This is a genomic window from Cupriavidus mimosae (genome assembly GCF_023952485.1).
Taxonomy (GTDB): domain Bacteria; phylum Pseudomonadota; class Gammaproteobacteria; order Burkholderiales; family Burkholderiaceae; genus Cupriavidus; species Cupriavidus taiwanensis_C.
This window is the reverse complement of sequence record NZ_JALHRY010000007.1, coordinates 154,903-174,022: the sequence shown is the minus strand read 5'-3', so window position 1 is coordinate 174,022 and position 19,120 is coordinate 154,903. Positions and strand designations below refer to the sequence as shown.

The window sequence follows — 19,120 nt, the reverse complement described above, 5'->3', positions numbered from 1 at the left end:
ATGTCGCCGCTCCCGACGGCGGCATGCCATGTCAGATGCTCGGCCGGGTCCCCACGGCTAGTGGACCGACCCGGGCTGCAGTTCGACCTTGATCCAGCCAGGCTGGCGCTGGTCGAAGGCCTGGTAGGCCTCGATCGCCGAGGTCATCGGCTCGCGCCGCGTCAGGATGGCGGCTGGATCGACCGCACCGGTGCGCACCAGTTCCACCAGCCGCGGGATATAGGCGCGGTGGTTGCAGTTGCCCATGCGCACGGTCAGGTTCTTGTTCATCGCCGCGCCGATCGGGAAACTGCGGTCGGTGGGCGGATACACCCCGATGATCGACAGCGTACCGGCCTTGGCCAAAGCGCGGATGGCCCAGTCCAGTGCCTGCGCCGGCGCGTCACCTGGAACCCAGTTGCCCTGCGCGGACGGCTGGGCGTTCGGCGCCAGGCGCTCGGCCTCCTTTTCGCTTTCCGGGATGGACGGATCCTGCGCCGCCGGACCGTGGTGCGCGTGCATGGCATCGACGCCGACCGCATCGATGGCACGGTCCACGCCGATGCCACCGGTCAGTTCCACGATGGTTTGCACGGGATCTTCGGCATCGAAGTTCACCACCTCGGCGCCTTGCGCGCGCGCCATGTCGAGCCGGTCGGCCACCGCATCCACGGCAAAGATGCGGCCCGCGCCCATCAGCTTCGCCGACGCGATCACGAACTGCCCCACCGGGCCGCAGCCGAACACCGCCACCGTGTGGCCGGGATGGATGTTGGCGAGGTCAGCGCCGAAATAGCCGGTCGGGAAGATGTCGGAGAGCATGATCGCCTGCTCGTCGCTGATGTTGTCCGGCAGCTTGACCAGGTTGACGTGGGCGAACGGCACCCGTGCCTTCTCTGCCTGCAGCCCCTGGAACGGCCCGGTCTGCTCCGGCCCGCCATAGAAGGCGGTGCCGGCCTGCTTGCCGTGCGGGTTGGCGTTGTCGCATTGGGCGTAGTAGCCAGCGCGGCAGTACGAGCAATAGCCGCAGGCAATGGTGGATGGGATCACAACCCGGTCGCCCACGCTGAGGTTGCGCACGCCGTCGCCGAGGGCCTCGACCACGCCCACGCCCTCGTGGCCCAGCACCGTGCCCGGCGCCAGCCCTTCCACGGTGCCGCGCACAAAGTGCAGGTCGGTGCCGCAAATGGCACTGGCGGTCAGGCGCACGATGGCGTCGGTGTCCTGCCCGATCACCGGCTCCGGCACATCATCCAGCCGGATGTCACCGATGCCGTGAAATACAACCGCTTTCATGGTGTCCTCCACATGAAGCCGGAGCCACCTCCGGCGAGATCAGTCGGAGTACCGCCGCTGCAAGGAACATTCCCAAGGGCTATCCCCTGCGCCGGCGCAGGGAGCGGACGCCGGAAGCGCCCGTCTGGCAATTTCTGCTACGCGCCTTGCAATCCATTCCGCCGCGCGTAGCCACCCGCGGGCAGCCCTCCGGACACGCCGCGCCGTTGTGATGGCGTGCCGCTGGCTTCGACACCCAGGCAGACAGATATGGCTTGGGCATGTCCATTGCTAAATCCCACCTGACGTCCCCACGCTGGCGCACATTACCAAGGAGACACAATCATGAAGCTGTACTACGCTCCCGGCGCATGTTCCCTGGCGCCACATATCACCCTCATCGAGGCCGGCCTGCCCTTCTCCACCGAGCGCGTCGACTTGCGCGCCGAGCCGCACAAGACCGAGAGCGGCGCCGACTACAAGACCATCAATGCCAAGGGCTATGTGCCAACGCTGGAGCTCGATAAGGGCGACCGGCTGACCGAGGCGGCAGTGGTGGTCCAGTACATCGCTGACCAGGCCCCGGAAAAAGGCCTCGCTCCGCCGTGCAATACGCTCGACCGCTATCGCTTGCAGGAATGGCTGAACTTCATCTCGTCCGAACTGCACAAGGGCTTTGGGCCGTTCTGGAAACCCGATACGCCGCAGCAACAGAAAGAGGCGACGTGGGCGCGCCTGTCACAACGGTTCGACTGGCTGGATCCACAGCTCGCGGACAAGGATTACCTGATGGGAGAGTTCAGCGTTGCGGACGCCTACTTGTTCACCATCCTGAGATGGCCGGATCATTTCAAGCTGTCGCTTGACCGCTGGCCTGCGCTGCAAAAGTATCGGCAGAGGGTTGGTGAGCGGCCGGCGGTGAGGCGGGCGTTGGAGGATGAGGGGATTGGTTGACCTGTGGCTTATGCAGGCCCTGATGCCGACAACGGCACACCCCTGCGTTCTTCGCAGGAGTGCGCCGTATGATCGGGATGCCGTCGGGACCCTCTCATTCGCACTATGGTCGAGTCGCGCTCACTGAATCGGTGGCACTATCCCAAGCTTCTCCGCAAGCATTCGTTCGTAGACGCCGAAGTGCAGATCGACCTCCGCTTGACTCACTACCACAACCTCGAAGTTCACCTGTTCCGGTTTGAGCCCAAACAACGTGGTCAGCGCAAACTCCAGCTGAGTAGCAGCAGCCTTATCTTTCGGGAAGGTCGTGCCGACGCTGATCGTGTACGCTTTTTCGCCGTCCGCTGTGACTTCAACCAGGCGGGCTGCCGCACTAAGATTGTTCTCAATGGCAATCTTGGCTACCTCAGCCACACTTCTCGCCTTCTCTGTCGGAAAGCCGCGTACGCATCTGAGGCGTACGCGGTGCTTGCCCAAGGTCATCCAATCGGAATCAAACTCCATAACAAATTTCCTTTGAATGCTTGCTGAGACGTCATTTGATTTCAATCTTTCGAGCTGCTGGCGTTGGTGAGCCGGTCTTGGGAAAACTCAGGCTCAAGACACCGCGTTCGAACTTCGCATCGACGTTGTCCAAGTCCAGTCCGTCCGGCAGAGGAACGCTACGCATGAATGCTCCGTATGAGCGTTCCAACCGATAACAGCCATTCTCCTCGGATTGAACGTCCTGCCTCTTCTCGCCCCGGAGCACCAACGCGCCGTCCTCGATGGTAGTTTGCACGTCCTGACGGTCCATGCCCGGCAGCTCGGCCGTAATACGTAACGCCGGGCCATCATCGACTACATCGATCCGCGGTTGGAAACGCGAAGAGCTGAAGTCGCCAAACCATCTGTCCAAGCCGCCGAAATTCGCCAACGGTTCGTGAAAGAATTCACCCATCGCACGCCAGGGTTCACCGGCGAAGAAGCGAGAGACGTCAGCCCACTCACCCCCGCGATGTCTGGTTGGAACGCCGGTCGCGGTGTTGTCCGCCGGGGATTTTTCGTCCGTTGTTTTCCGCAGGAACTTGAATGGATTCCACTTGCCGAGCTCGGTTTTCATGTTGCACCTCCAACGATCGAGAGATACATCCCAAAACGCGAACGCGCGATACCGACGCCGCGCCCCCTGGTATAACGCGTTCGCCTGGGCAATATAAGGTCACAAGCTCATGCCATATCGATAGCGATGCGGCGCGGACGCGCTTCCTCACGGCGCGGAATCGTCAGCTTCAACACCCCATCCTGCAAATTCGCCTGAATCTTCGCGGCATCAAGGTCCGGACTCAGCGTAAAAACTCTGGCGAAATGCGGCTGCCGGATCTCCGCGTGCTGGACGCGCAGGCCGGAAGGCATCGGAACGACCGCTTCCGCCTCGATACGAAGGCTTCCATCATGGACGCTGACATCCAGTTTTTCCCGGGTCACACCTGGCAGGTCGGCCCAGAGGGTGACGCCGCTGGCGTCCTCCACAATATCGACAGGCGGCAGCACCGTGACGGTCTGCGTCGTCTTGTCGTCTTGCCGTTGCGCGAGAGCATTGTCCGGCTGCGCTACGACTTGATTCATCTCGACCATGGCAGTCTCCTTTGCATTACTGAACGGTAATCGCACGAGGCTTCGACGCTTCGCGTTTGCCCACGCTGATTGCCAGGCAGCCGTTCGAGTAGTGCGCCTTCACCTTGTCGGGATCTGCGCTCTCAGGCAACTCGACCACCCGCCTGAAGGTGCCGACGAAACGCTCACGCGCGTAGCGCTTGCTTTCCGGCGCTCCTTCGGCGTCTGATGGGCTACGCTCTCCGCTGATGGTCAACAGCCCCTTGTCGATAGAAAGGTCCAGGTTCTCAGGTTTGAGGCCCGGCGCGAACGCGACGATTTCGATGGAGTCATCGGTCGACCCTATGTTCACCGGTGGAAAGGCGCCGAAACGTCCGGAACGGAGGCTGGAAGGAAAGCCGCCAAACATTTCAGCCATCTGCCTTTGCAGGCGGTCTAGTTCGCTGAAGAGGTCGGCTCCAAAGACTGTGTCACTCATGGTCGTATCCTCCTTCGGCGTAGCAAGGAGGCGAAGGGGCATACGCGCTCCCGTTCGCCAGCCTTGCTGGCCGCACACAAACAGAAACACGCAGCGCGACATCGCGACTGCCTGAGCGAAAATAAAATACTAACTCGTCAGCCAAATTTCAAGTGCATCATTGGCAACATCCTATGGCTGCGACGAGACCGTACGAGCGAGACTGAATAGCGCGCGTGCAGCAGCGTTCGTTGTGTGTCGACACGCTTGTTGAAGGCATGAAGGCCCCGCGGGCACGGGCAATCAATGTGGCGAGAAGGATCTAATCTAGGGATATCTACAACGTTGAAATGGGCGATACGGGCTTCTAACATGCGCTCATGACTGCGTTCACCGATTCCTGTCTTTATGAATCGCATGCAACAAGCCGGCATGGCAGCGCCGGGCTTGACCACTCCTACCTTGCAGCAACTATGGCCGTGCACAAGGAACATCCCTCGAGCGCCGGCAGTAACTGGCTGGAACGCATTGCGCTGCCCCCCGGCGTCCAAACCGACGCCTTGCCGCTGCTCGCCGGCCGCGCGCTGCGTGGCATCTGTGATGGCTATATTGCCGTACTGTTGCCGTCCTATCTGCTGGCCCTTGGCTTCGACTCGATGGCAGTTGGACTTATCAGCAGCGCGACCCTGATCGGCTCCGCCCTCGCCACGATCCTGATCGGGATCGTCGGGCACCACTACCCGCAACGCCGCTTGCTGATGCTCGCGGCTGCCCTGATGTTTGCGACTGGCCTCGGCTTCGCAGGTTTTTCCTCGCTGTGGCCGCTGCTGTTGATCGCCTTCCTCGGCACGCTTAACCCTGGTTCCGGCGATGTCAGTGTGTTCCTGCCGTTGGAACATGCGCGACTGGCGGAATCGGCGTCGCCTGACAGCCGGACCGCGCTGTTCGCCCGCTATGGCCTGATTGGCGCATTCTCGTCCGCACTGGGGGCGCTGGCAGCGGCAATACCTGCATGGCTGGTCGAGCAATCGCGGTTATCCTCGCTCGATGCGATGCGCCTGATGTTCGGGTTCTACGGGATTGTGGGGCTTCTGCTATGGCGTCTTTATGCGCGCGTACCCGTTCCGCCCCCACATGGCCCGGCGACAACGGCCACCACACCACTGGGTCCGTCGCGTCCGATCGTATTGCAACTGGCCATGCTGTTCAGCGTGGATGCATTCGCGGGCGGGCTCGTCCTCAATTCGCTGCTGTCGCTGTGGTTGATGCAGCGTTTCAGCCTGGATCCTGCCGCGACCGGCCAGTTCTTTTTCGTGGCAGGAATACTGACGACGCTCTCGCAGCTCGCGGCGGTGCCGCTGGCGCGAAAGATCGGCCTGCTCAACACGATGGTGTTTACCCATATCCCGTCCAGCTTGTGCCTGATCGCGGCGGCCTTCGCGCCAACGCTGACGCTGACGCTGGCCTTGCTGCTGGCTCGCAGCGCGCTGTCGCAAATGGATGTGCCGACCCGCACGGCCTATGTGATGGCAGTTGTCACCCCTCCTGAGCGGACCGCGGCGGCAAGCCTGACCGCGGTGCCGCGCAGCCTGGCGGCATCGCTGAGCCCTGCGCTTGCCGCCGCCTTGATGGCCGGCGGCTATGCCAGCACGCCGCTGGTCGCGTGCGGCCTGCTGAAGATTGCCTACGACCTCGCGATGCTGCGCGCGTTCCGCCGGATCAAGCCACTCAACTGACCCATCGGAAGCCGACGTGGACCTGCTGGACTGGATCACAGCGGTGCTGGCCGTAATCGTGGTGGTCGCGGCGCTGAAATACCCGATCGATTGCGATGGCGAAACGGACGACGAGGAGCCGCGGATGATGAGGAACGCCGCCACCCCCCGTTACAGCCACAGACTTCCTACTATCCTCCCCAGGATGGGAGGCTGAAGCGCATAGAGAGAAAGGGACGTTCATGCTAACTCCCAGAATCGAGGAGCTTCGGTAAGCGGTTCTTTGTCCAGTCGTTAACTCACCCCCTCTCGCCGCCTGAGCATCAAATCCAGGTTCTGCACCGCAGCCCCTGAAGCCCCTTTGCCGAGATTATCGAACACAGCAGACAGCAGCACGTGCCCGTTTTCGACGTTATGAAAAACGCTCAACTGCATGTCGTTCGTACCGTTCAGCGCTTGCGGATCCAGGTGTCTGAGGGCGCCCGCTTCGTGCAGTGGCAAGACCCGTACGTGAGTTGCATCCGCATAGTGCCGTGCAAGGCAGGCGTGTAAGGTGGCGCCATCCACCCCAGGTGCCAGCTGCCGCAACGCCAGCGGCACCGTCAGCACGATGCCCTGGCGGAACGATCCGTACGCGGGAACGAAGATGGGACGCTGCGCAAGGCAGGCGTGCTGCTGGATCTCGGGCGCGTGCTTGTGCGCGAGCTGCAGGCCATAGACCTGGTATGCAGGCGCATTGGCAGCGCCCGGCCCCTCATATTCGTCCACGCCGGCACGCCCGCGGCCGGAGTAGCCGGATACCGCCTGGATGCTGATCGGGTAATCGGCCGGTATCAGCCCGGCCTGTGCCAGCGGACGCAGCAGGCCAACGGCACCGGTCGGATAGCAACCGGGATTGGTGACCCGGGATGCGTTTGCAATCTGCTCGGCCTGCCCCGGCGCCATTTCCGGAAAACCGTAAGTCCAGCCCGGCTGTGTGCGATGCGCGGAGCTGGCGTCGATCACCCGGACGGCGGGATTGACAATGGCGCCCACTGCCTCGCGCGCGGCGGCGTCCGGCAGGCAGAGGATGGCGATGTCGCAGGCGTTGATGGCCTCGGCGCGGCGCCGCGGATCCTTGCGCTCCGCAGCGGGAAGTGTGAACAACCTGATGTCGGTGCGGTTGCGCAGCCGCTCGTGGATTTGCAGCCCGGTGGTGCCTTGGTCGCCGTCGATGAAAACTAGGGGAGCGCTCATGCGTTTATGACTCCGCTGACTGTGGGGTTGAACGGAAGACGAGCCTCTATGTTGCGCGGACGACTAGAATAGAGAAAGTTGAATTTCGTAAAGCTAATATTCAGTTTTCCTGAATCTGGACTTCGTTATGCGAGAGCTCAGCCTGGACCGCTTGCGCACCCTGGTCGCCGTTGCCGACCGTGGTTCCTTTGCCGATGCGGCGCGCGCCTTGCACCTGGCGCCGCCTACGGTCAGCCTCCATATCGCCGAACTCGAAGACCGCATTGGGGCGCCGCTGCTGCTGCGCAAGCGTGGCCATGTGGGGCCGACGTCGATCGGCGCCGTGCTGGTGGAGCGCGCGCGCCGGCTGCTGGCGGACGCGGAGCAGGCGCTGGACGATATCCAACGCCAGGTAGACGGGCTCGAAGGACGTGCGCGACTCGGCGCGTCCACGGGCGTGATCGCGCACCTGCTGCCGCAAGCGCTCGAGGTCCTGCGCGAGCACCATCCCGCCCTCGACATCCAGATTGCCGTGCATACCTCGGAAGAAACCCTGTCCCGGCTGGTGGATGGAACGCTGGATATCGGGGTGGTCGCGCTGCCTCAGCCTCCGGTGGCCGGACTGGTGATAAAGCCCTGGCGCCGCGACCCGGTGATGGCCTTTGTGCCGGCGCACTGGCGCTGTCCGGCCCGCGTTACGCCGGAATGGCTCGCCGCCCAACCGCTGATTCTCAATGACGCGACCACGCGTCTGTCGCGCCTGACTACGGAGTGGTTCGCAACCGCCGGGCACCATCCCGCGCCGCGCATTCAACTGAACTACAACGACGCGATCAAGAGTCTGGTAGCGGCAGGTTATGGCGCGGCACTGTTGCCCCATGAGGCCACTACGCCATTGCCAGACAATCGCATTGTCATGCGTCCGCTGCGGCCAGCGTTGTGGCGACGGCTCGGTATTGCCTATCGTGCGGGGTACGTCGAGCGTTCCACCCAACACGTACTGGATGTGTTGTGGGATTTGCGCTTGCCGTAGGAACGAACGCCGGTCCTCCCACTTCTCCGCCTGCCAGTAAGGCCGCAGCATCTCAGTCTTAAATTAAGTTCATATTGCCTGCCCCGTCGCGGCTGACTAGTATTCTGAGACAAAAACAAAGGGGGGCTTCCATGCGGCCAATTCAGGTTTCCCTCGCAGGCAGGCGATGCTCCGGCAACTGGTTGCATGCACAGGACTGCCCCGGCCTGCCGATCCTCTCCGACGCGTTCACGGCGACACGCCGTCGACGGCCTCATCGCTACCGACACCCCCAGCCCGCCGCCTGATCCAGGCCGGCAGCGCCGCGGCGCATGGCATGCGCGGATAGCGCGCCCGCACCGCAGCCCCGCTGCCGATGATCTCCCTTTGTGCGGGGGCAAGATGCGCGTAGTGCTGTATCACGACGATCGTGCCCGGCTCGAGTGCGATCTGCACGAGCATGGACTGCCGGACCACCTGCTGCTGGACGAGGACGCCCGCGGCATGCTGGCGGTGCTGGTGGTAGCCGACGGCAATCGTGTCACCGAGGCCGCGCAGCGCTGGCTGCGCGCCGAGCCGCGCGCCGACGCCTTTATCGCCGGATGCACCGCCGCCACCCGTTGCCATTGCATCCCCGAGGCATGGTGGCCCGCGGCGCTGTGCGACCTGGTCTGCGCGCCGGACCATGACGCGCTGCTCACGGAACTGGCCTTGCGGCTGCGCCGCCTGGCCGAGATCGAAGACGTGCTGGATGCGCAGTGGTTGCGCGAGCGCGCCGTCGGCGACTCGCCGGCATGGCGCGCCACCTTGCGCGCGGCGGCGCAGGTGGGCCGCTATGGCCGCGGAACTTGCCTGCTGCTGGGCGAAAGCGGGTGTGGCAAGGAGTTGCTGGCGCGGCTGATCCACGATCTCGATCCGGAGCGCCAGCGCGCGCCGTTCGTGGTGGTCGATTGCACCACGCTGAGCCCGGAGCTGTCTGGCAGCGAGTTGTTCGGCCACGCCAAGGGCGCCTTCACCCACGCCGTCTCGGCACGCGACGGTGCGGTGGCAATGGCCGATGGCGGCACCTTGTTCCTGGATGAAGTGGGTGAGCTGCAGCTGCCGTTGCAGGCGCGCCTGCTGCGCGTCATCCAGGAACGCATGTACAAGCGCGTGGGCGACGATACCTGGCGCAAGTCGGATTTCCGGCTGACGTGCGCGACCAATCGCGACCTCGAGGCCGAGGTGCAGGCCGGCCGGTTCCGCAGCGACCTGTACTTCCGCATTACCCAGTGGACCGTGCGCGCGCCCTCGCTGGCCGAGCGTCGCGAGGATATCCCGCTGCTGGTGCGGCATTTCCTTGCAGAAAGCCTGGCCGGAACCGGGCCGGACCTGCCGCTGGTGATGCCGGAGGTCATGCATTACCTGGTGACGCGCGACTACCAGGGCAATGTGCGCGAACTGCGCAATGTGGTGTCGCGCCTGGCCGAGCGCCAGCGCGGCTTTCAGGTAATCAGCACGGGCGGGCTCGACGGCCCCATGCCTGGGCTGCGGACCGGACTTGCGGCGGACATCGTCAACCCCTGGCCGGAAGCACTGCGGCACGCCATCGAAGGCGCACTCGACGCCGGGCTCGGCCTGAAGCATATCGGCCAGATCGCCGAGTCCATGGCGGTGCAGGTGGCCGAGAGCCGCCATGGCTGCACCAGCCGCGCGGCGGAACTGCTGCAGGTCACGCCGCGGGCGCTGCAGTTGCGGCGGCAGGTGCGGCCCGCGCCGTCGGCGTGATGCCCTGGCCGATGCGCTCGCTGTTTCGGAGCGGCGTTGGCGGCGGCAACGCTACCCGCGCCATCAGGCGCAAGGCATTGCCACCCGCCATGCGCGCGAATGCCTCCGGCGTGGCGCGCAGGGCACGCAGCTTGGCCAGCTCCAGGCCGGGGTGCAGCCACGGGCCGTCGGAACCGAACAGCAGCTTGCCGGGGCCGGCGCGCCGGAACGCTTCCTCCAGCACGTCGAAACGCCGCACGCCCGAGGTATCGGCGAACAGGTTGGGATAGCGCGCGATCAGGTCCACCACTTGCCGCTGCGCCGCCCAGTCGTCGGCAAAGCTGCCAAGGTGCGCGAACACGAACGCCACCTCGGGATGGGTCTGTGCCAGCAGGCGCAGCGGGCCGGTCTCGCCGCCGGGGTCGTACAGCACCGGCAGCCGCCAGCGGCGCGCGGCATCGCAGACCTGCCGGTGGATCGGGGCATCGTGCCGGTGCACCTTGATGCCGCGCAGGCCCAGCCGCAGTACCGCTTCCTCGATCATGCGATGCACGCGGTGCCGGTCGCGTTCGGCATGGATCATGGCAAATCCGGTAAAGCGCCCGGGATCCGCGCGCACCAGCGCCGCCACGTCGCGGTTGCCGCGCAGGTAGTCCGACTGGAACACCGGCAACAGCACCGAGTGCGCGATGCCGGCCTGCCGTGCGCGCCGGACATAGTCGGCCAGCGGCGCGGTGGTGTCCCACGGGCCCGTCATGCCGTCGCCCTGCCCGGCATGGACATGGAAATCGACGATCATCGCGACAGCTCGAAGCGCTGGCCGGGGCCGTAGCTCAGGTCATTGCCGGCGGCGAGGATGCCGGCCGGGACCAGGTTGCGGATCGACAGGCCGCTGCCGACGGTGACCGTGCCGCGCAGCTTGTCATTGGCCAGCGCGAAGCCCTTGTTGGCGAGCGTGCGCACGATGGCGTGCTCGACCGCCGCCCGTTCGCCGGCGCTGGCCACGTTGGCCGTCCATACCGTCAGCGGCGGTGCGCAAGTGCACGAGGCGCCGGCGCGCGCGCTGCCCTGGCGCGCGTGGTACCAGCCATGCACGCCCAGCCGCGCCGGCAGGCTCGCTGCCGTGCCGACATAGACCGGCGTCGCGCCGCGCTGGAACAGGTAGACGCCACCACCGCGCGTGGCGCGCGCGGCGGCGTCCAGGCTGGGCCAGCGCCGCCATTGCAGCGTCACGTTGGCGGACTTGGGCTCGGACTCGAACGCCAGTTCGGCAAGCGCAGGCCCGCCCTCGTACCGGCTTGCCGGGGCCCGCCACCGGTCCAGCCTGAGACCCACCAGCGACAGGCGCCCCGCCTGGCGCCGGGCCAGCAGGCAGGCGCGGCAGCAGGCGCCGCCGTGCGCGCCGCCGAATGCGTCGCCGCTGTCCAGCCGGCTCTCGTACCGCGCCGTGCCGCGGCGCGACGGCGTGCCGATGCGCCGTGCACGCGCCACCAGCTGGCGCAGGTCGGTCAGCAGTGCCTGCGGCGGCGTGCCGGCGGGATAGCGGCGTACCTCCCCCAGCAGCCGCAGCAGCCGGCGCATGCGCCATGGCGCCAGTTCCAGTGTTTCACCTTCCGCAGTCTTGAACATGGAGGCTCTCCCGATAGGCCGGCGGCGCACGCCCGCGCGGCGCGGCCGGCTGGCCCGCCAGCAAGGCAAGTGCCGCCAGCAGGCCGTCAATCTCTTGCGGCGCATGGCTGGCGCGCACCACCACCGCCACGGCGCAGCGCCCTTCAGCCTGCCGCAGCAACGCGGTGCGGAAGCCGGCTGCGCGCAGCCCCGCGTGCAACGCGCGCGTGCGCCCGGCGGACCCCAGCCGCAACTGCTGCATGGGGTGCAGCGGCACGCTGGCCTGCAGGTCCGGCAAGCGGTGCTGCGCCAGCCAGCGCAAACCCCGCCGCAGGCGCCGCACCCGCTCCAGCAACGCCGCGCGCAGCGCGTCGCCGTCGCAACCGTTGCGCGCCAGCGCGTTAAGGCCGGCGAGCAACGCAGCCTGCGAGGCAGCGCTGCAATGGGCCTGGGTCGGGCCATCGCGGGCGATCTCGCCCACCAGCGCGGCGGGGCCGCACAACGTGGCCAGCGGCGCGCCGAAGGCCTTGGCCCACGATGCCAGCAGCAGCACCGGCTCGGCGGGCGTCAGGCCGGCGTAGCGCAGCAGCCCGCCACCACCGCTGCCCCACGGACGTCCCGGCCCGGGTTGCGCGCCGGCCAGGCCCAGCAGCTGCGTGTGGTCGACCACCACCAGACCGCCACGCTCGCGCACCAGCGCCAGATAGCGGCTCAGCGCCACCGGGGCACCTTCGCGGCGCGTGCCGTCGGTCACCACCGCGGGCGGACGGGTGCCGGTGCCCTGGCGCAAGCGCCGCGCCAGGTCGGCCAGGTCGGCATGGCGGAACAGCGTGACCGGGGCGCCCAGCCCGCGCACCCGCTCGAGCCCCCAGCGCATCACCGGGTAGAGGGTGTCATCGGCCACCAGTGCATGCGTGCGGCCGATCCGGTCGAACAGGTCGAGCGACAGGTGCAGCGTCGACGGCCCGGCCAGGCCCGCCTCGCAACCCTGCAGCGCCGCCGCCTGCGCCGCCAGCGTGCCGGCCAGCGGCGACACGGCCAGCGCGGCGGGCGTGCCGGTCGTGAGCGCCGCATAGCTGCCCAGTTGCGCGGCGGGATGCGACATGCCCAGGTAGAGCGCCGACGCGAAATCGATCATGGCCGCCTGCCTCTCCTCTCGCCTGTCCTCGCTGTCGCTGCCGTTCCCGCTGGGCCACGCTCAGCCCACCCGCGCACCTCGGTGCTCTTGCAGCCGGCGCAGCAGGTGCATGCCCGGCACCTGCACGTCGACCGGCTCGGCGCCGATGTCCACGCCGGTGACGGCCCGGTACGAGTGGATATAGGTCTGGATCTCGGGGCGGAAATATGCCGCCCAGTTCGCCGCGTTGGACGGATCGGTGACCGAATTCCAGTCGCTCCAGCGGATCGATGACACGATCTGTTCGCCGGTGGTGGCCAGCTGCCAGAACTGGTAGGTATTGGTATCGCCCCACCCCTGCAGCTTGCGCATGCTTTCCACCGAGTGCATCCACGGCTCGGGATACGCGATCATCGAGCGCCGCGGCAGGAACTCGCGGAACTCCGGCCGCGCCAGGATCCACTGCTGCATCATCATCTCGATGCGCGAGGTGGTCGGCAGGTCGCCAAACTGGTTATGCGCGCCCTCGGACAGGATCAGGTGCACCTCGCGCAGTGCGTTCAGCAACGGGAAGCCATCGGGCACCACGGTGGTATCGTCCGCCTGCCGGAAGAACGGCACGCACAGGTTCAGCAGCGTATGGAACGCGCCCAGGAATTTGCTGCGGCTGTCGGCCGGCTGGATGCGCGGCACCGCGCGCCCGAACAGGCGGAAGCCATACTCGTGCAGATACTCGGCCGCACGCCGCTCGATCGGCAGGCGATGCTGCTCATCCTGTACCCAGCCCCAGATGATGTTGCTCACCGGCCGCAGCGGATCCAGCTCGAGCTGGTTGAGCGGGTCCCTGGGCCCGCCGGACAGATTCTGGAAGCGGCGCGAGATGGCGTTCATGGTCTGCACCAGCTGCAGCTCTTCCATCCAGTAGCTCCAGATCAGTTCGATCAGCGGGGGCGCGCTCAGCTTGGCCGAGATGTCGTTGTTCCAGTGCTGCAGCCACAGGCAGCCGTCGCCGCACGGGCCGTCGTCGCGCGGCACCAGTTCGCGCGAGCTCGACAGCGGCTCGCCGAGATGGCCGGCGGGATGTGTTGCGGCATGCGAGGCGGGATGTTCGGCCGCACCGGAGCGCGCGAAGGATTCGCGCATGTCGTCGACGGTGCGCCCCGCGTCGGTGCCCTGCAGGCCCTGCACCACGCGCTCCAGGTAAGGCAGCGTCGGCGAGGCGCCCTTGCCGAAATACTGCCCGGCGATCTCCTCTACCTGCGCCGGCTCCAGCTTCAGCCCGAGCCGGTCATTGGCCAGATGGATCGCGGCGACGTCGGTCCTGAGCAGCCGGGCGATGGTGCCGCTGTCGCGCGCGGACGGCACCACGGCGCCCCACGTCACCACGAAGGCCTCGGTGGCCACCTTCAGCGCGCGGTAGGCATCGGTATCCGAGAACGGCAGGAAGCGGCGCCGGCTCAGCCGCGCGGCTTCGTCGTACAGCGCCGGGCCGCCGGGTGCGCCCGGGCGCGCCGGCAGCGGGCTGGTGCCGAAGAACAGCAGGTCCACCTGGCGCGCGTAGTTGTCCCAGCTCAGCATGTCGGCGTTGCGCTTGATCAGCAGCCACAGCGCCCAGTCCGCCGTCAGGTCGCGCGAGGTGCGCTTGAGGCTGATGGCCGGCTCGCGGTAGTCCTTCGCTCCCACCGGACCGGAACGCGCCCCGAGCGCGTCGAACCCGGCGGCGCTGGTATCGTCGCCTTGCGCTTCGGCATCGTCACCGGCGTCAGGGTGCGGCGGCGCCTTGAGCCGGCCCGTCACGGTGACCTCACGCCGGCCACCCAGCCTGGCCGCGGCGGAAAACAGCATCTCGTCCGGAATGCCCAGCGCCGCCAGCTTGCGCATGGTGTGCGCGACCTCGCCGAGCGCTGCGGGCAGCCCCTCTTCCTTTGCACCCCAGGCGTCCGAGGGCCCGACGCGGATCTCCAGCCTGGCCTCGCTACCGGGCTTGAGGCGCAGCTGCTCCATCTCGCGCGGCTCGCCTTCGCGGGCGTACACCACCAGCTTCAGGTATTTCTGGCCTTCGGTCAGCTTGGTGAAGTCATAATGCCAGTCACCGTCGGTATTGCCTGTCGGCACCAGCGCGTACTCCACGCGACCCGACTCCGTGTTTGTGTTCATCACGTTCTCCTTCAGCAAATCACGCGTAGGCCGCGACTGGCATGCGCAGCGGCTGCCGTCGCTGGTTGAGCGCCTCGCTCAGCTGCGCGCTGCCGGCGCTCCAGGGCAGATAGCCGGCCAGTGCCCAGCGCTGCAGCAAGGCCGAGATGGTGCGCAACTCGACGTCTGGCGCGAGCAGGCCGCTGTAGCGGGCCTGCCCCAGCACCGCGAACGCCAGCGTCGGGGTATCGGCCAGGTACTGGTGCGGGCGCGACCGCACCAGCCGCCAGAGCCGCAACAGGTTGGCGGGATCGCGGCCGGGCAGCCGCAGCGCCTGGCCCAGCGTGCGCCCGCCCAGCCGCGGCGCGCGCAACGCGAGCAACCTGGCCACGAACGCCGGGATCGACTGGTCCAGCTGCGTGAACGCGCGCCGTTGCGCGGCGCTCATCTGCCAGCGCGGATAGAGCCGTTCCCACACCTGCTCGAGCGCATCCCACTGCGGATGCGGATACAACGCCCGGCCCATCGCCAGCGACAGCTTGACGCGGATCCACGGCGCCGGATGCGGGTCGTCGAGGTTGATGCGCAGCACGAAGGCTCGCGGCAGGCTCACCACGCTCATCAACCCGCAGGTGGCGGTAATGCCCACCCGCGACACCGCCCACAGGTCGGCGACGATCTCGCTGATCCAGCGCTCCCAGGCGCGCCAGACTTGCGTCGGCGCCGTCGTTGCAGGTAGCGCGGCTGGCATCGCGCCGGTGCCGCCGGACACCAGCCGCAGCCCCTGCCGGCCGTCGGCGGCGGCGGCACGGCGGTACGCATTGGCCAGGTCCAGCAGCGCGGCCGCCTGGTGCCCCACCTCGTGGAACAATGACGCCGCCAGGCCGGTGCCGACCATGCGCTCGCGCGGCATGCGGATCACCGCCACCGGATTGGCGCCGCCACCGGGCAAGCGCGTGCGCGCCCGCCGGATCGCGCCGCCATGGCCGCGCTCGACATAGCAGATCACCTGCGGCAGGTCGATGGCCACGCCGGCCTGCCGCAGCCCGTCGCGCGCGGCCACGTCCAGCCCCGCCAGCCAGACGCCGGTGCCATGCTGGCTGCGTTGCGTCAGCACTTCGGCAAAGATCTCGAAATGCGTGAGTGCGGCGTGGAAATACAGCTTGAGCATGGCGTAGCGCTGCTGTGCGCGCGCCACCGCGGCGGGCTCGGGCCGCGCGGCACGCAGCGCGCCGAGGAAGCGCGCAATGCGCCGGCGCAGCTGGTGCCGCGCCGCCTGCATATGGCGCTCGATGGCGCTCATGGCTTCGTCGCTGATATTGGCGGCGGGGACCATCGGCATCTGCAGCGCGTAGGGCAGCTGCGCGTCCAGGCGGGCGCGGATGCCGAGCACCTCCTGTTCCAGCAACCGCAGGGCGTTGGCGCAAGCGTTCATGACGGCGGCCTCGGAGTCGTATCGCGAATGTCGGGGGGCGGCGCGAGTGGGCGGGAGCGGCTCAGAACATCGGCCGTGGCGGTGCCAGGTACAGGATCAGCGCGCGCCCGTTGCGCGAGCGCCGCCACTGCCCGCCCATCGGCAGCGCCGCCGCGGCCAGGCCGCCTTGCGCGGCTGCGTTGCCGCACGACGGGCACGACCCCGCGCCGCCGTTGGCGTAGCCCGTATAACCTGAGCCGGGGGCGCGCACCGCCGCGGCGGCGCCGTTGGCAGCCGGCCCGAAGATCGGCGCCGTGCCCATCTGCCGCGCCGCCGCCACGCCGTTCTGCGAAATCGTGCGCATGGCGGGAAGAAGGCCCGGCGCGACCTGGCGCGCGGCCTGCAGGAACGCCGCGCGCGCGGCGCGCGACGGCGGCACGTTGCGCGGCATGGTCAGCAGGTTGCGGGTGGCCTGCTGGCCGATGCGGACCACGCGGCGCGCCACCTCGAACTCGCGGTCCTCGTTGCTCAGGCCCTCGAGCTCGAGGCCGAGCGCGCTGCCGGCCATGCTGGCCAGCTTGCCGCCGATCGCGCCGCCCGCTCCGGGCACCACCAGGTTGCCGAGCGCGCTGCCCACCACCGGCAGCGCCGCCTTGGCCGCCGAACGCAGGATGCCGCCCAGCGCCTTGCCCGCCGACGACCTGGCAAAGCTGCTGGCGGCGCGTCCCACCGAACGCACCAGGCCGCCCAGGAACTGCTCCATTTCCTGTTCGCTGTTGACGGCCAGCAGCTCGGCCGCCAGTTCCATCTCCTGCATCTCGCCGGAGACCTCTTGCTCGAACTCGTTCTCGAATTCTCCCTCGCCCTCGAATTCGCCTTCGAACTCGGTCGCCATGCCGCCGAGTTCCTGGCCCAGCTCGCCCGCCTCCATCAGCTCCGAGGCCAGCTCCTGTTCGAGCTCGTTGTAGCCGGTGCCCCAACCGCCCGGCCTGGAAGTCCCGATATCGTGCATTTGCAGCTCCTTTCAGGTTAGGTTGGCGAGCCGCAGCGGAACTCGCGTGCCCACCTTGTGCACGCGGCGTGCCAGCCCGCACAGAACGTCTAAGTCCCTGAAAAGGCGAGATATTGGGAAAGTCCCCGGCGGCCGGCGGCGAACCGCGCTTCGCGCGGGGCCGGCCTGGGGTGCGGGATCAGGCGAAGCACGCTTCGCTGCCCGGGCGCAGCCTGGAATGCAGGATCGGCGCGATCCTCCCGTCCGGCGCGGCGTGACCTGCCCCACGCCTTCGCCGGCTTCACGCCGTCTGCTGTCTGCGCAGAAGATGGCGGCGGGAGACCATGCCCCCGCCGCCGGTCCCGCCTACTTGATGCAGGCGAGGTTCACGGCAAGGCCACCCCAGTCGGTAGCCTGGTTGTTGTCGACCTGTACCTGCAGCTTGTCGCCATGGGTGACCGTCCCGGCCAGCGCCTCCTTGCTGCAGTTCTGCAGGCCATTGGTGATCTTGCAGCTCAGGTCGCTGACCTGTGCGAGCACGACCGAAGCTCCGGAACCGGTCACCTTGTGCACCGAGATGTCGAGCGTGCCCTGCACCTTGCCCAGCGTGCTCGCCGTAAGTGTGACGCGCGTGCAATCGTAGGGGATCACGACCCCGAAGTCCGACGGCAACGCTACCGCCCCACCGGCGCCGGTCATGGCATAGCGGCCGCGGCTGAGCGTATCCGGCACGTTGAAGTTGCCGTTGTAGACGGTGCCGTTTGCCATGGTCACACCCGTCGTCGGCCACTTGCCGCCCTGCTTGGGCCCGTACATGGTCCACGTGGTGGTGTCGAAATAGAAGTCGCCGTCCACGCCGATGTCGTCAGTCGGTGCGCCGCTGCCGTACAGGACATGGCCGCCATTGCCGACCGTGGTGCCACCGGTACCGCCCGTGCCGCCGCTGCCGCCTGGCTGGCTGACCAGCGAGACCCCGGCCGGCCATACGCCGTCTGCCTTCGGCCCGTACAGCGTCCAGGTGCTGGTGTCGAGGTAGTAGTCGCCATTGTTGCCGAGGCTGTTGTCCGGCGCGCCGGTTCCCGACAGCACCGTGCCTCCGCTTGGGGGCGGCGTGCCGGTGGCACTGCCGAGCGGCACGCCCGCCGGCCACGTGCCGTTCGCCTTGGGACCGAACAGCGTCGAGGTCGAGGTGTTGATGTAGTAATCGCCGTCGTTGCCGACGCTGTTGGTCGGATCGACCGAGCCGGACAGGATGGTGCTGCCGGCCGCACCGGTATTGCCGCCCGGACCCGCCAGCGAAACCCCTGCGGGCCACACACCATTGGCCTTGGGCCCGAACATCATCCACGTCACGGTGTTCAGGTAGTAGTCCCCGTCCTTGCCGATCTCGGGCCCCGGATCGGTGGTGCCGGACAGCATGGCACTGGTGGTTGCCGCGGCCGGAGCGGGCGTAGTCGGCGCGGTGGTTGTGCCTGGCGACGTGCCTGTCGAAGTGCCAGGCGACGTGCCCGGGCTCGCGGCGGCGCTGGTAGACGGGGCGTCGCCCCCTCCGCCACCGCCGCAGCCGGCGAGCATGATGACAAGGCAGGCGCATGGCACGGCGGCCATTCTGATGTGTGCGATTTTCATGGGCTCCCCTTCCTCGGACTCTGCGGTCGTAAAGGTCGACGGCTACGAAGGGCGCCATCGATGAACCCAATCTAGTTGGCGGGAAAGGAATGGAAAATCGGCTCGATGGATGACGGAGGTATGTGTCCGCGATGAAACGCTGCTGGCGATGCGCGCGGGCCCGCCACGCCGCCGGGCGAGGGCAACTACGCCGCAGCGTCATCAACGGCGTCGGGCTTTCGAACTCCAGCTTGCGTACTCTCTCTCCCGCTTGCGGGTGAGGGGGAGCAAAGGCAC

At 67.3% G+C, this 19,120-nt stretch carries 18 protein-coding genes; 5 read left to right on the top strand and 13 right to left on the bottom strand.

Annotated features, from left to right (window positions below; translation table 11 throughout):
- Positions 1–57: 57 nt before the first annotated feature.
- On the bottom strand, positions 58–1,275 hold the full coding sequence (locus tag MKD50_RS15215) for a zinc-dependent alcohol dehydrogenase (RefSeq protein WP_115699755.1): 1,218 nt from the start codon (positions 1,273–1,275) through the stop codon (positions 58–60).
- A 324-nt stretch (positions 1,276–1,599) separates the two neighbouring features.
- Between MKD50_RS15215 and gstA the strand changes: the two genes are divergently transcribed.
- Complete coding sequence (gstA, locus tag MKD50_RS15210; protein ID WP_115699754.1) at positions 1,600–2,208, top strand: glutathione transferase GstA; 609 nt, start codon at positions 1,600–1,602, stop codon at positions 2,206–2,208.
- Between the two features lie 120 nt (positions 2,209–2,328).
- Here the strand turns inward: gstA and MKD50_RS15205 are convergent, their stop codons facing one another.
- The 4 genes from MKD50_RS15205 to MKD50_RS15190 all read right to left on the bottom strand — a co-directional run bounded on the left by MKD50_RS15205 (position 2,329) and on the right by MKD50_RS15190 (position 4,282).
- Positions 2,329–2,712 carry a hypothetical protein gene (locus tag MKD50_RS15205; RefSeq protein ID WP_115699753.1) on the bottom strand — a complete coding sequence of 128 codons (384 nt, stop codon included), beginning with the start codon at positions 2,710–2,712 and terminating at the stop codon, positions 2,329–2,331.
- A 31-nt stretch (positions 2,713–2,743) separates the two neighbouring features.
- Positions 2,744–3,310 carry an Hsp20/alpha crystallin family protein gene (locus MKD50_RS15200; protein ID WP_115699752.1) on the bottom strand — a complete coding sequence of 189 codons (567 nt, stop codon included), beginning with the start codon at positions 3,308–3,310 and terminating at the stop codon, positions 2,744–2,746.
- Between the two features lie 107 nt (positions 3,311–3,417).
- Positions 3,418–3,825: an Hsp20/alpha crystallin family protein gene (locus MKD50_RS15195; protein WP_240071681.1), complete on the bottom strand. Its 408-nt coding sequence runs from the start codon at positions 3,823–3,825 to the stop codon at positions 3,418–3,420.
- 16 nt (positions 3,826–3,841) lie between these two features.
- Complete coding sequence (locus MKD50_RS15190) at positions 3,842–4,282, bottom strand: Hsp20/alpha crystallin family protein (protein WP_240071680.1); 441 nt, start codon at positions 4,280–4,282, stop codon at positions 3,842–3,844.
- A 452-nt stretch (positions 4,283–4,734) separates the two neighbouring features.
- On the opposite strand from MKD50_RS15190, the gene MKD50_RS15185 reads away from it, so the two are divergent.
- A complete protein-coding gene (locus MKD50_RS15185) occupies positions 4,735–5,997 on the top strand; it encodes an MFS transporter (RefSeq protein WP_252667681.1) in 1,263 nt (420 codons plus the stop codon).
- Positions 5,998–6,013: 16 nt separating this feature from the next.
- Positions 6,014–6,193, top strand: a complete 180-nt coding sequence (locus MKD50_RS15180) for a hypothetical protein (protein ID WP_252667510.1) — start codon at positions 6,014–6,016, stop codon at positions 6,191–6,193.
- Positions 6,194–6,270: 77 nt separating this feature from the next.
- On the opposite strand, the gene argC is transcribed toward MKD50_RS15180, so the two are convergent.
- Positions 6,271–7,212: an N-acetyl-gamma-glutamyl-phosphate reductase gene (gene argC / locus MKD50_RS15175; RefSeq protein ID WP_252667509.1), complete on the bottom strand. Its 942-nt coding sequence runs from the start codon at positions 7,210–7,212 to the stop codon at positions 6,271–6,273.
- Between the two features lie 127 nt (positions 7,213–7,339).
- On the opposite strand from argC, the gene MKD50_RS15170 reads away from it, so the two are divergent.
- The gene (locus MKD50_RS15170; protein WP_115699747.1) at positions 7,340–8,224 is read left to right on the top strand and encodes a LysR family transcriptional regulator; all 885 of its coding nucleotides are present in this window, start codon (positions 7,340–7,342) and stop codon (positions 8,222–8,224) included.
- 381 nt (positions 8,225–8,605) lie between these two features.
- Entirely contained in the window at positions 8,606–9,970 is a 1,365-nt protein-coding gene (locus MKD50_RS15165) for a sigma 54-interacting transcriptional regulator (protein WP_252667508.1), read from the top strand.
- Here MKD50_RS15165 and MKD50_RS15160 read toward each other — a convergent pair.
- From MKD50_RS15160 to MKD50_RS15130, 7 genes are all read right to left on the bottom strand, one after another.
- Entirely contained in the window at positions 9,915–10,748 is an 834-nt protein-coding gene (locus MKD50_RS15160) for an amidohydrolase family protein (RefSeq protein WP_115699745.1), read from the bottom strand. The genes MKD50_RS15165 and MKD50_RS15160 overlap by 56 nt on opposite strands.
- Positions 10,745–11,578 (bottom strand): hypothetical protein, encoded by an 834-nt coding sequence (locus tag MKD50_RS15155; protein WP_252667507.1) that lies wholly within the window; start codon positions 11,576–11,578, stop codon positions 10,745–10,747. The genes MKD50_RS15160 and MKD50_RS15155 overlap by 4 nt, the downstream gene beginning before the upstream one ends.
- Positions 11,556–12,695, bottom strand: coding sequence for an aminotransferase class I/II-fold pyridoxal phosphate-dependent enzyme (locus MKD50_RS15150; protein WP_252667506.1), 1,140 nt, complete (start codon positions 12,693–12,695; stop codon positions 11,556–11,558). Before MKD50_RS15150 ends, MKD50_RS15155 begins: the two co-directional genes overlap by 23 nt.
- A gap of 60 nt (positions 12,696–12,755) precedes the next feature.
- Positions 12,756–14,831 (bottom strand): 8-amino-7-oxononanoate synthase, encoded by a 2,076-nt coding sequence (locus MKD50_RS15145; protein WP_115699742.1) that lies wholly within the window; start codon positions 14,829–14,831, stop codon positions 12,756–12,758.
- A 19-nt stretch (positions 14,832–14,850) separates the two neighbouring features.
- Positions 14,851–16,245 (bottom strand): hypothetical protein, encoded by a 1,395-nt coding sequence (locus MKD50_RS15140; RefSeq protein WP_252667505.1) that lies wholly within the window; start codon positions 16,243–16,245, stop codon positions 14,851–14,853.
- A gap of 61 nt (positions 16,246–16,306) precedes the next feature.
- Complete coding sequence (locus MKD50_RS15135; protein ID WP_115699740.1) at positions 16,307–17,236, bottom strand: hypothetical protein; 930 nt, start codon at positions 17,234–17,236, stop codon at positions 16,307–16,309.
- 345 nt (positions 17,237–17,581) lie between these two features.
- The gene (locus MKD50_RS15130; protein WP_115699739.1) at positions 17,582–18,844 is read right to left on the bottom strand and encodes a hypothetical protein; all 1,263 of its coding nucleotides are present in this window, start codon (positions 18,842–18,844) and stop codon (positions 17,582–17,584) included.
- Positions 18,845–19,120: the final 276 nt, after the last annotated feature.

What these genes read in the sequence shown, in the direction of transcription:
- MKD50_RS15215 (WP_115699755.1), bottom strand. Translation starts at nt 1,275, where the DNA reads ATGAAAGCGGTTGTATTTCACGGCATCGGTGACATCCGGCTGGATGAT.
- gstA (WP_115699754.1), top strand. Translation starts at nt 1,600, where the DNA reads ATGAAGCTGTACTACGCTCCCGGCGCATGTTCCCTGGCGCCACATATC.
- MKD50_RS15205 (WP_115699753.1), bottom strand. Translation starts at nt 2,712, where the DNA reads ATGGAGTTTGATTCCGATTGGATGACCTTGGGCAAGCACCGCGTACGC.
- MKD50_RS15200 (WP_115699752.1), bottom strand. Translation starts at nt 3,310, where the DNA reads ATGAAAACCGAGCTCGGCAAGTGGAATCCATTCAAGTTCCTGCGGAAA.
- MKD50_RS15195 (WP_240071681.1), bottom strand. Translation starts at nt 3,825, where the DNA reads ATGGTCGAGATGAATCAAGTCGTAGCGCAGCCGGACAATGCTCTCGCG.
- MKD50_RS15190 (WP_240071680.1), bottom strand. Translation starts at nt 4,282, where the DNA reads ATGAGTGACACAGTCTTTGGAGCCGACCTCTTCAGCGAACTAGACCGC.
- MKD50_RS15185 (WP_252667681.1), top strand. Translation starts at nt 4,735, where the DNA reads ATGGCCGTGCACAAGGAACATCCCTCGAGCGCCGGCAGTAACTGGCTG.
- argC (WP_252667509.1), bottom strand. Translation starts at nt 7,212, where the DNA reads ATGAGCGCTCCCCTAGTTTTCATCGACGGCGACCAAGGCACCACCGGG.
- MKD50_RS15170 (WP_115699747.1), top strand. Translation starts at nt 7,340, where the DNA reads ATGCGAGAGCTCAGCCTGGACCGCTTGCGCACCCTGGTCGCCGTTGCC.
- MKD50_RS15165 (WP_252667508.1), top strand. Translation starts at nt 8,606, where the DNA reads ATGCGCGTAGTGCTGTATCACGACGATCGTGCCCGGCTCGAGTGCGAT.
- MKD50_RS15160 (WP_115699745.1), bottom strand. Translation starts at nt 10,748, where the DNA reads ATGATCGTCGATTTCCATGTCCATGCCGGGCAGGGCGACGGCATGACG.
- MKD50_RS15155 (WP_252667507.1), bottom strand. Translation starts at nt 11,578, where the DNA reads ATGTTCAAGACTGCGGAAGGTGAAACACTGGAACTGGCGCCATGGCGC.
- MKD50_RS15150 (WP_252667506.1), bottom strand. Translation starts at nt 12,695, where the DNA reads ATGATCGATTTCGCGTCGGCGCTCTACCTGGGCATGTCGCATCCCGCC.
- MKD50_RS15145 (WP_115699742.1), bottom strand. Translation starts at nt 14,831, where the DNA reads ATGAACACAAACACGGAGTCGGGTCGCGTGGAGTACGCGCTGGTGCCG.
- MKD50_RS15140 (WP_252667505.1), bottom strand. Translation starts at nt 16,245, where the DNA reads ATGAACGCTTGCGCCAACGCCCTGCGGTTGCTGGAACAGGAGGTGCTC.
- MKD50_RS15135 (WP_115699740.1), bottom strand. Translation starts at nt 17,236, where the DNA reads ATGCACGATATCGGGACTTCCAGGCCGGGCGGTTGGGGCACCGGCTAC.
- MKD50_RS15130 (WP_115699739.1), bottom strand. Translation starts at nt 18,844, where the DNA reads ATGAAAATCGCACACATCAGAATGGCCGCCGTGCCATGCGCCTGCCTT.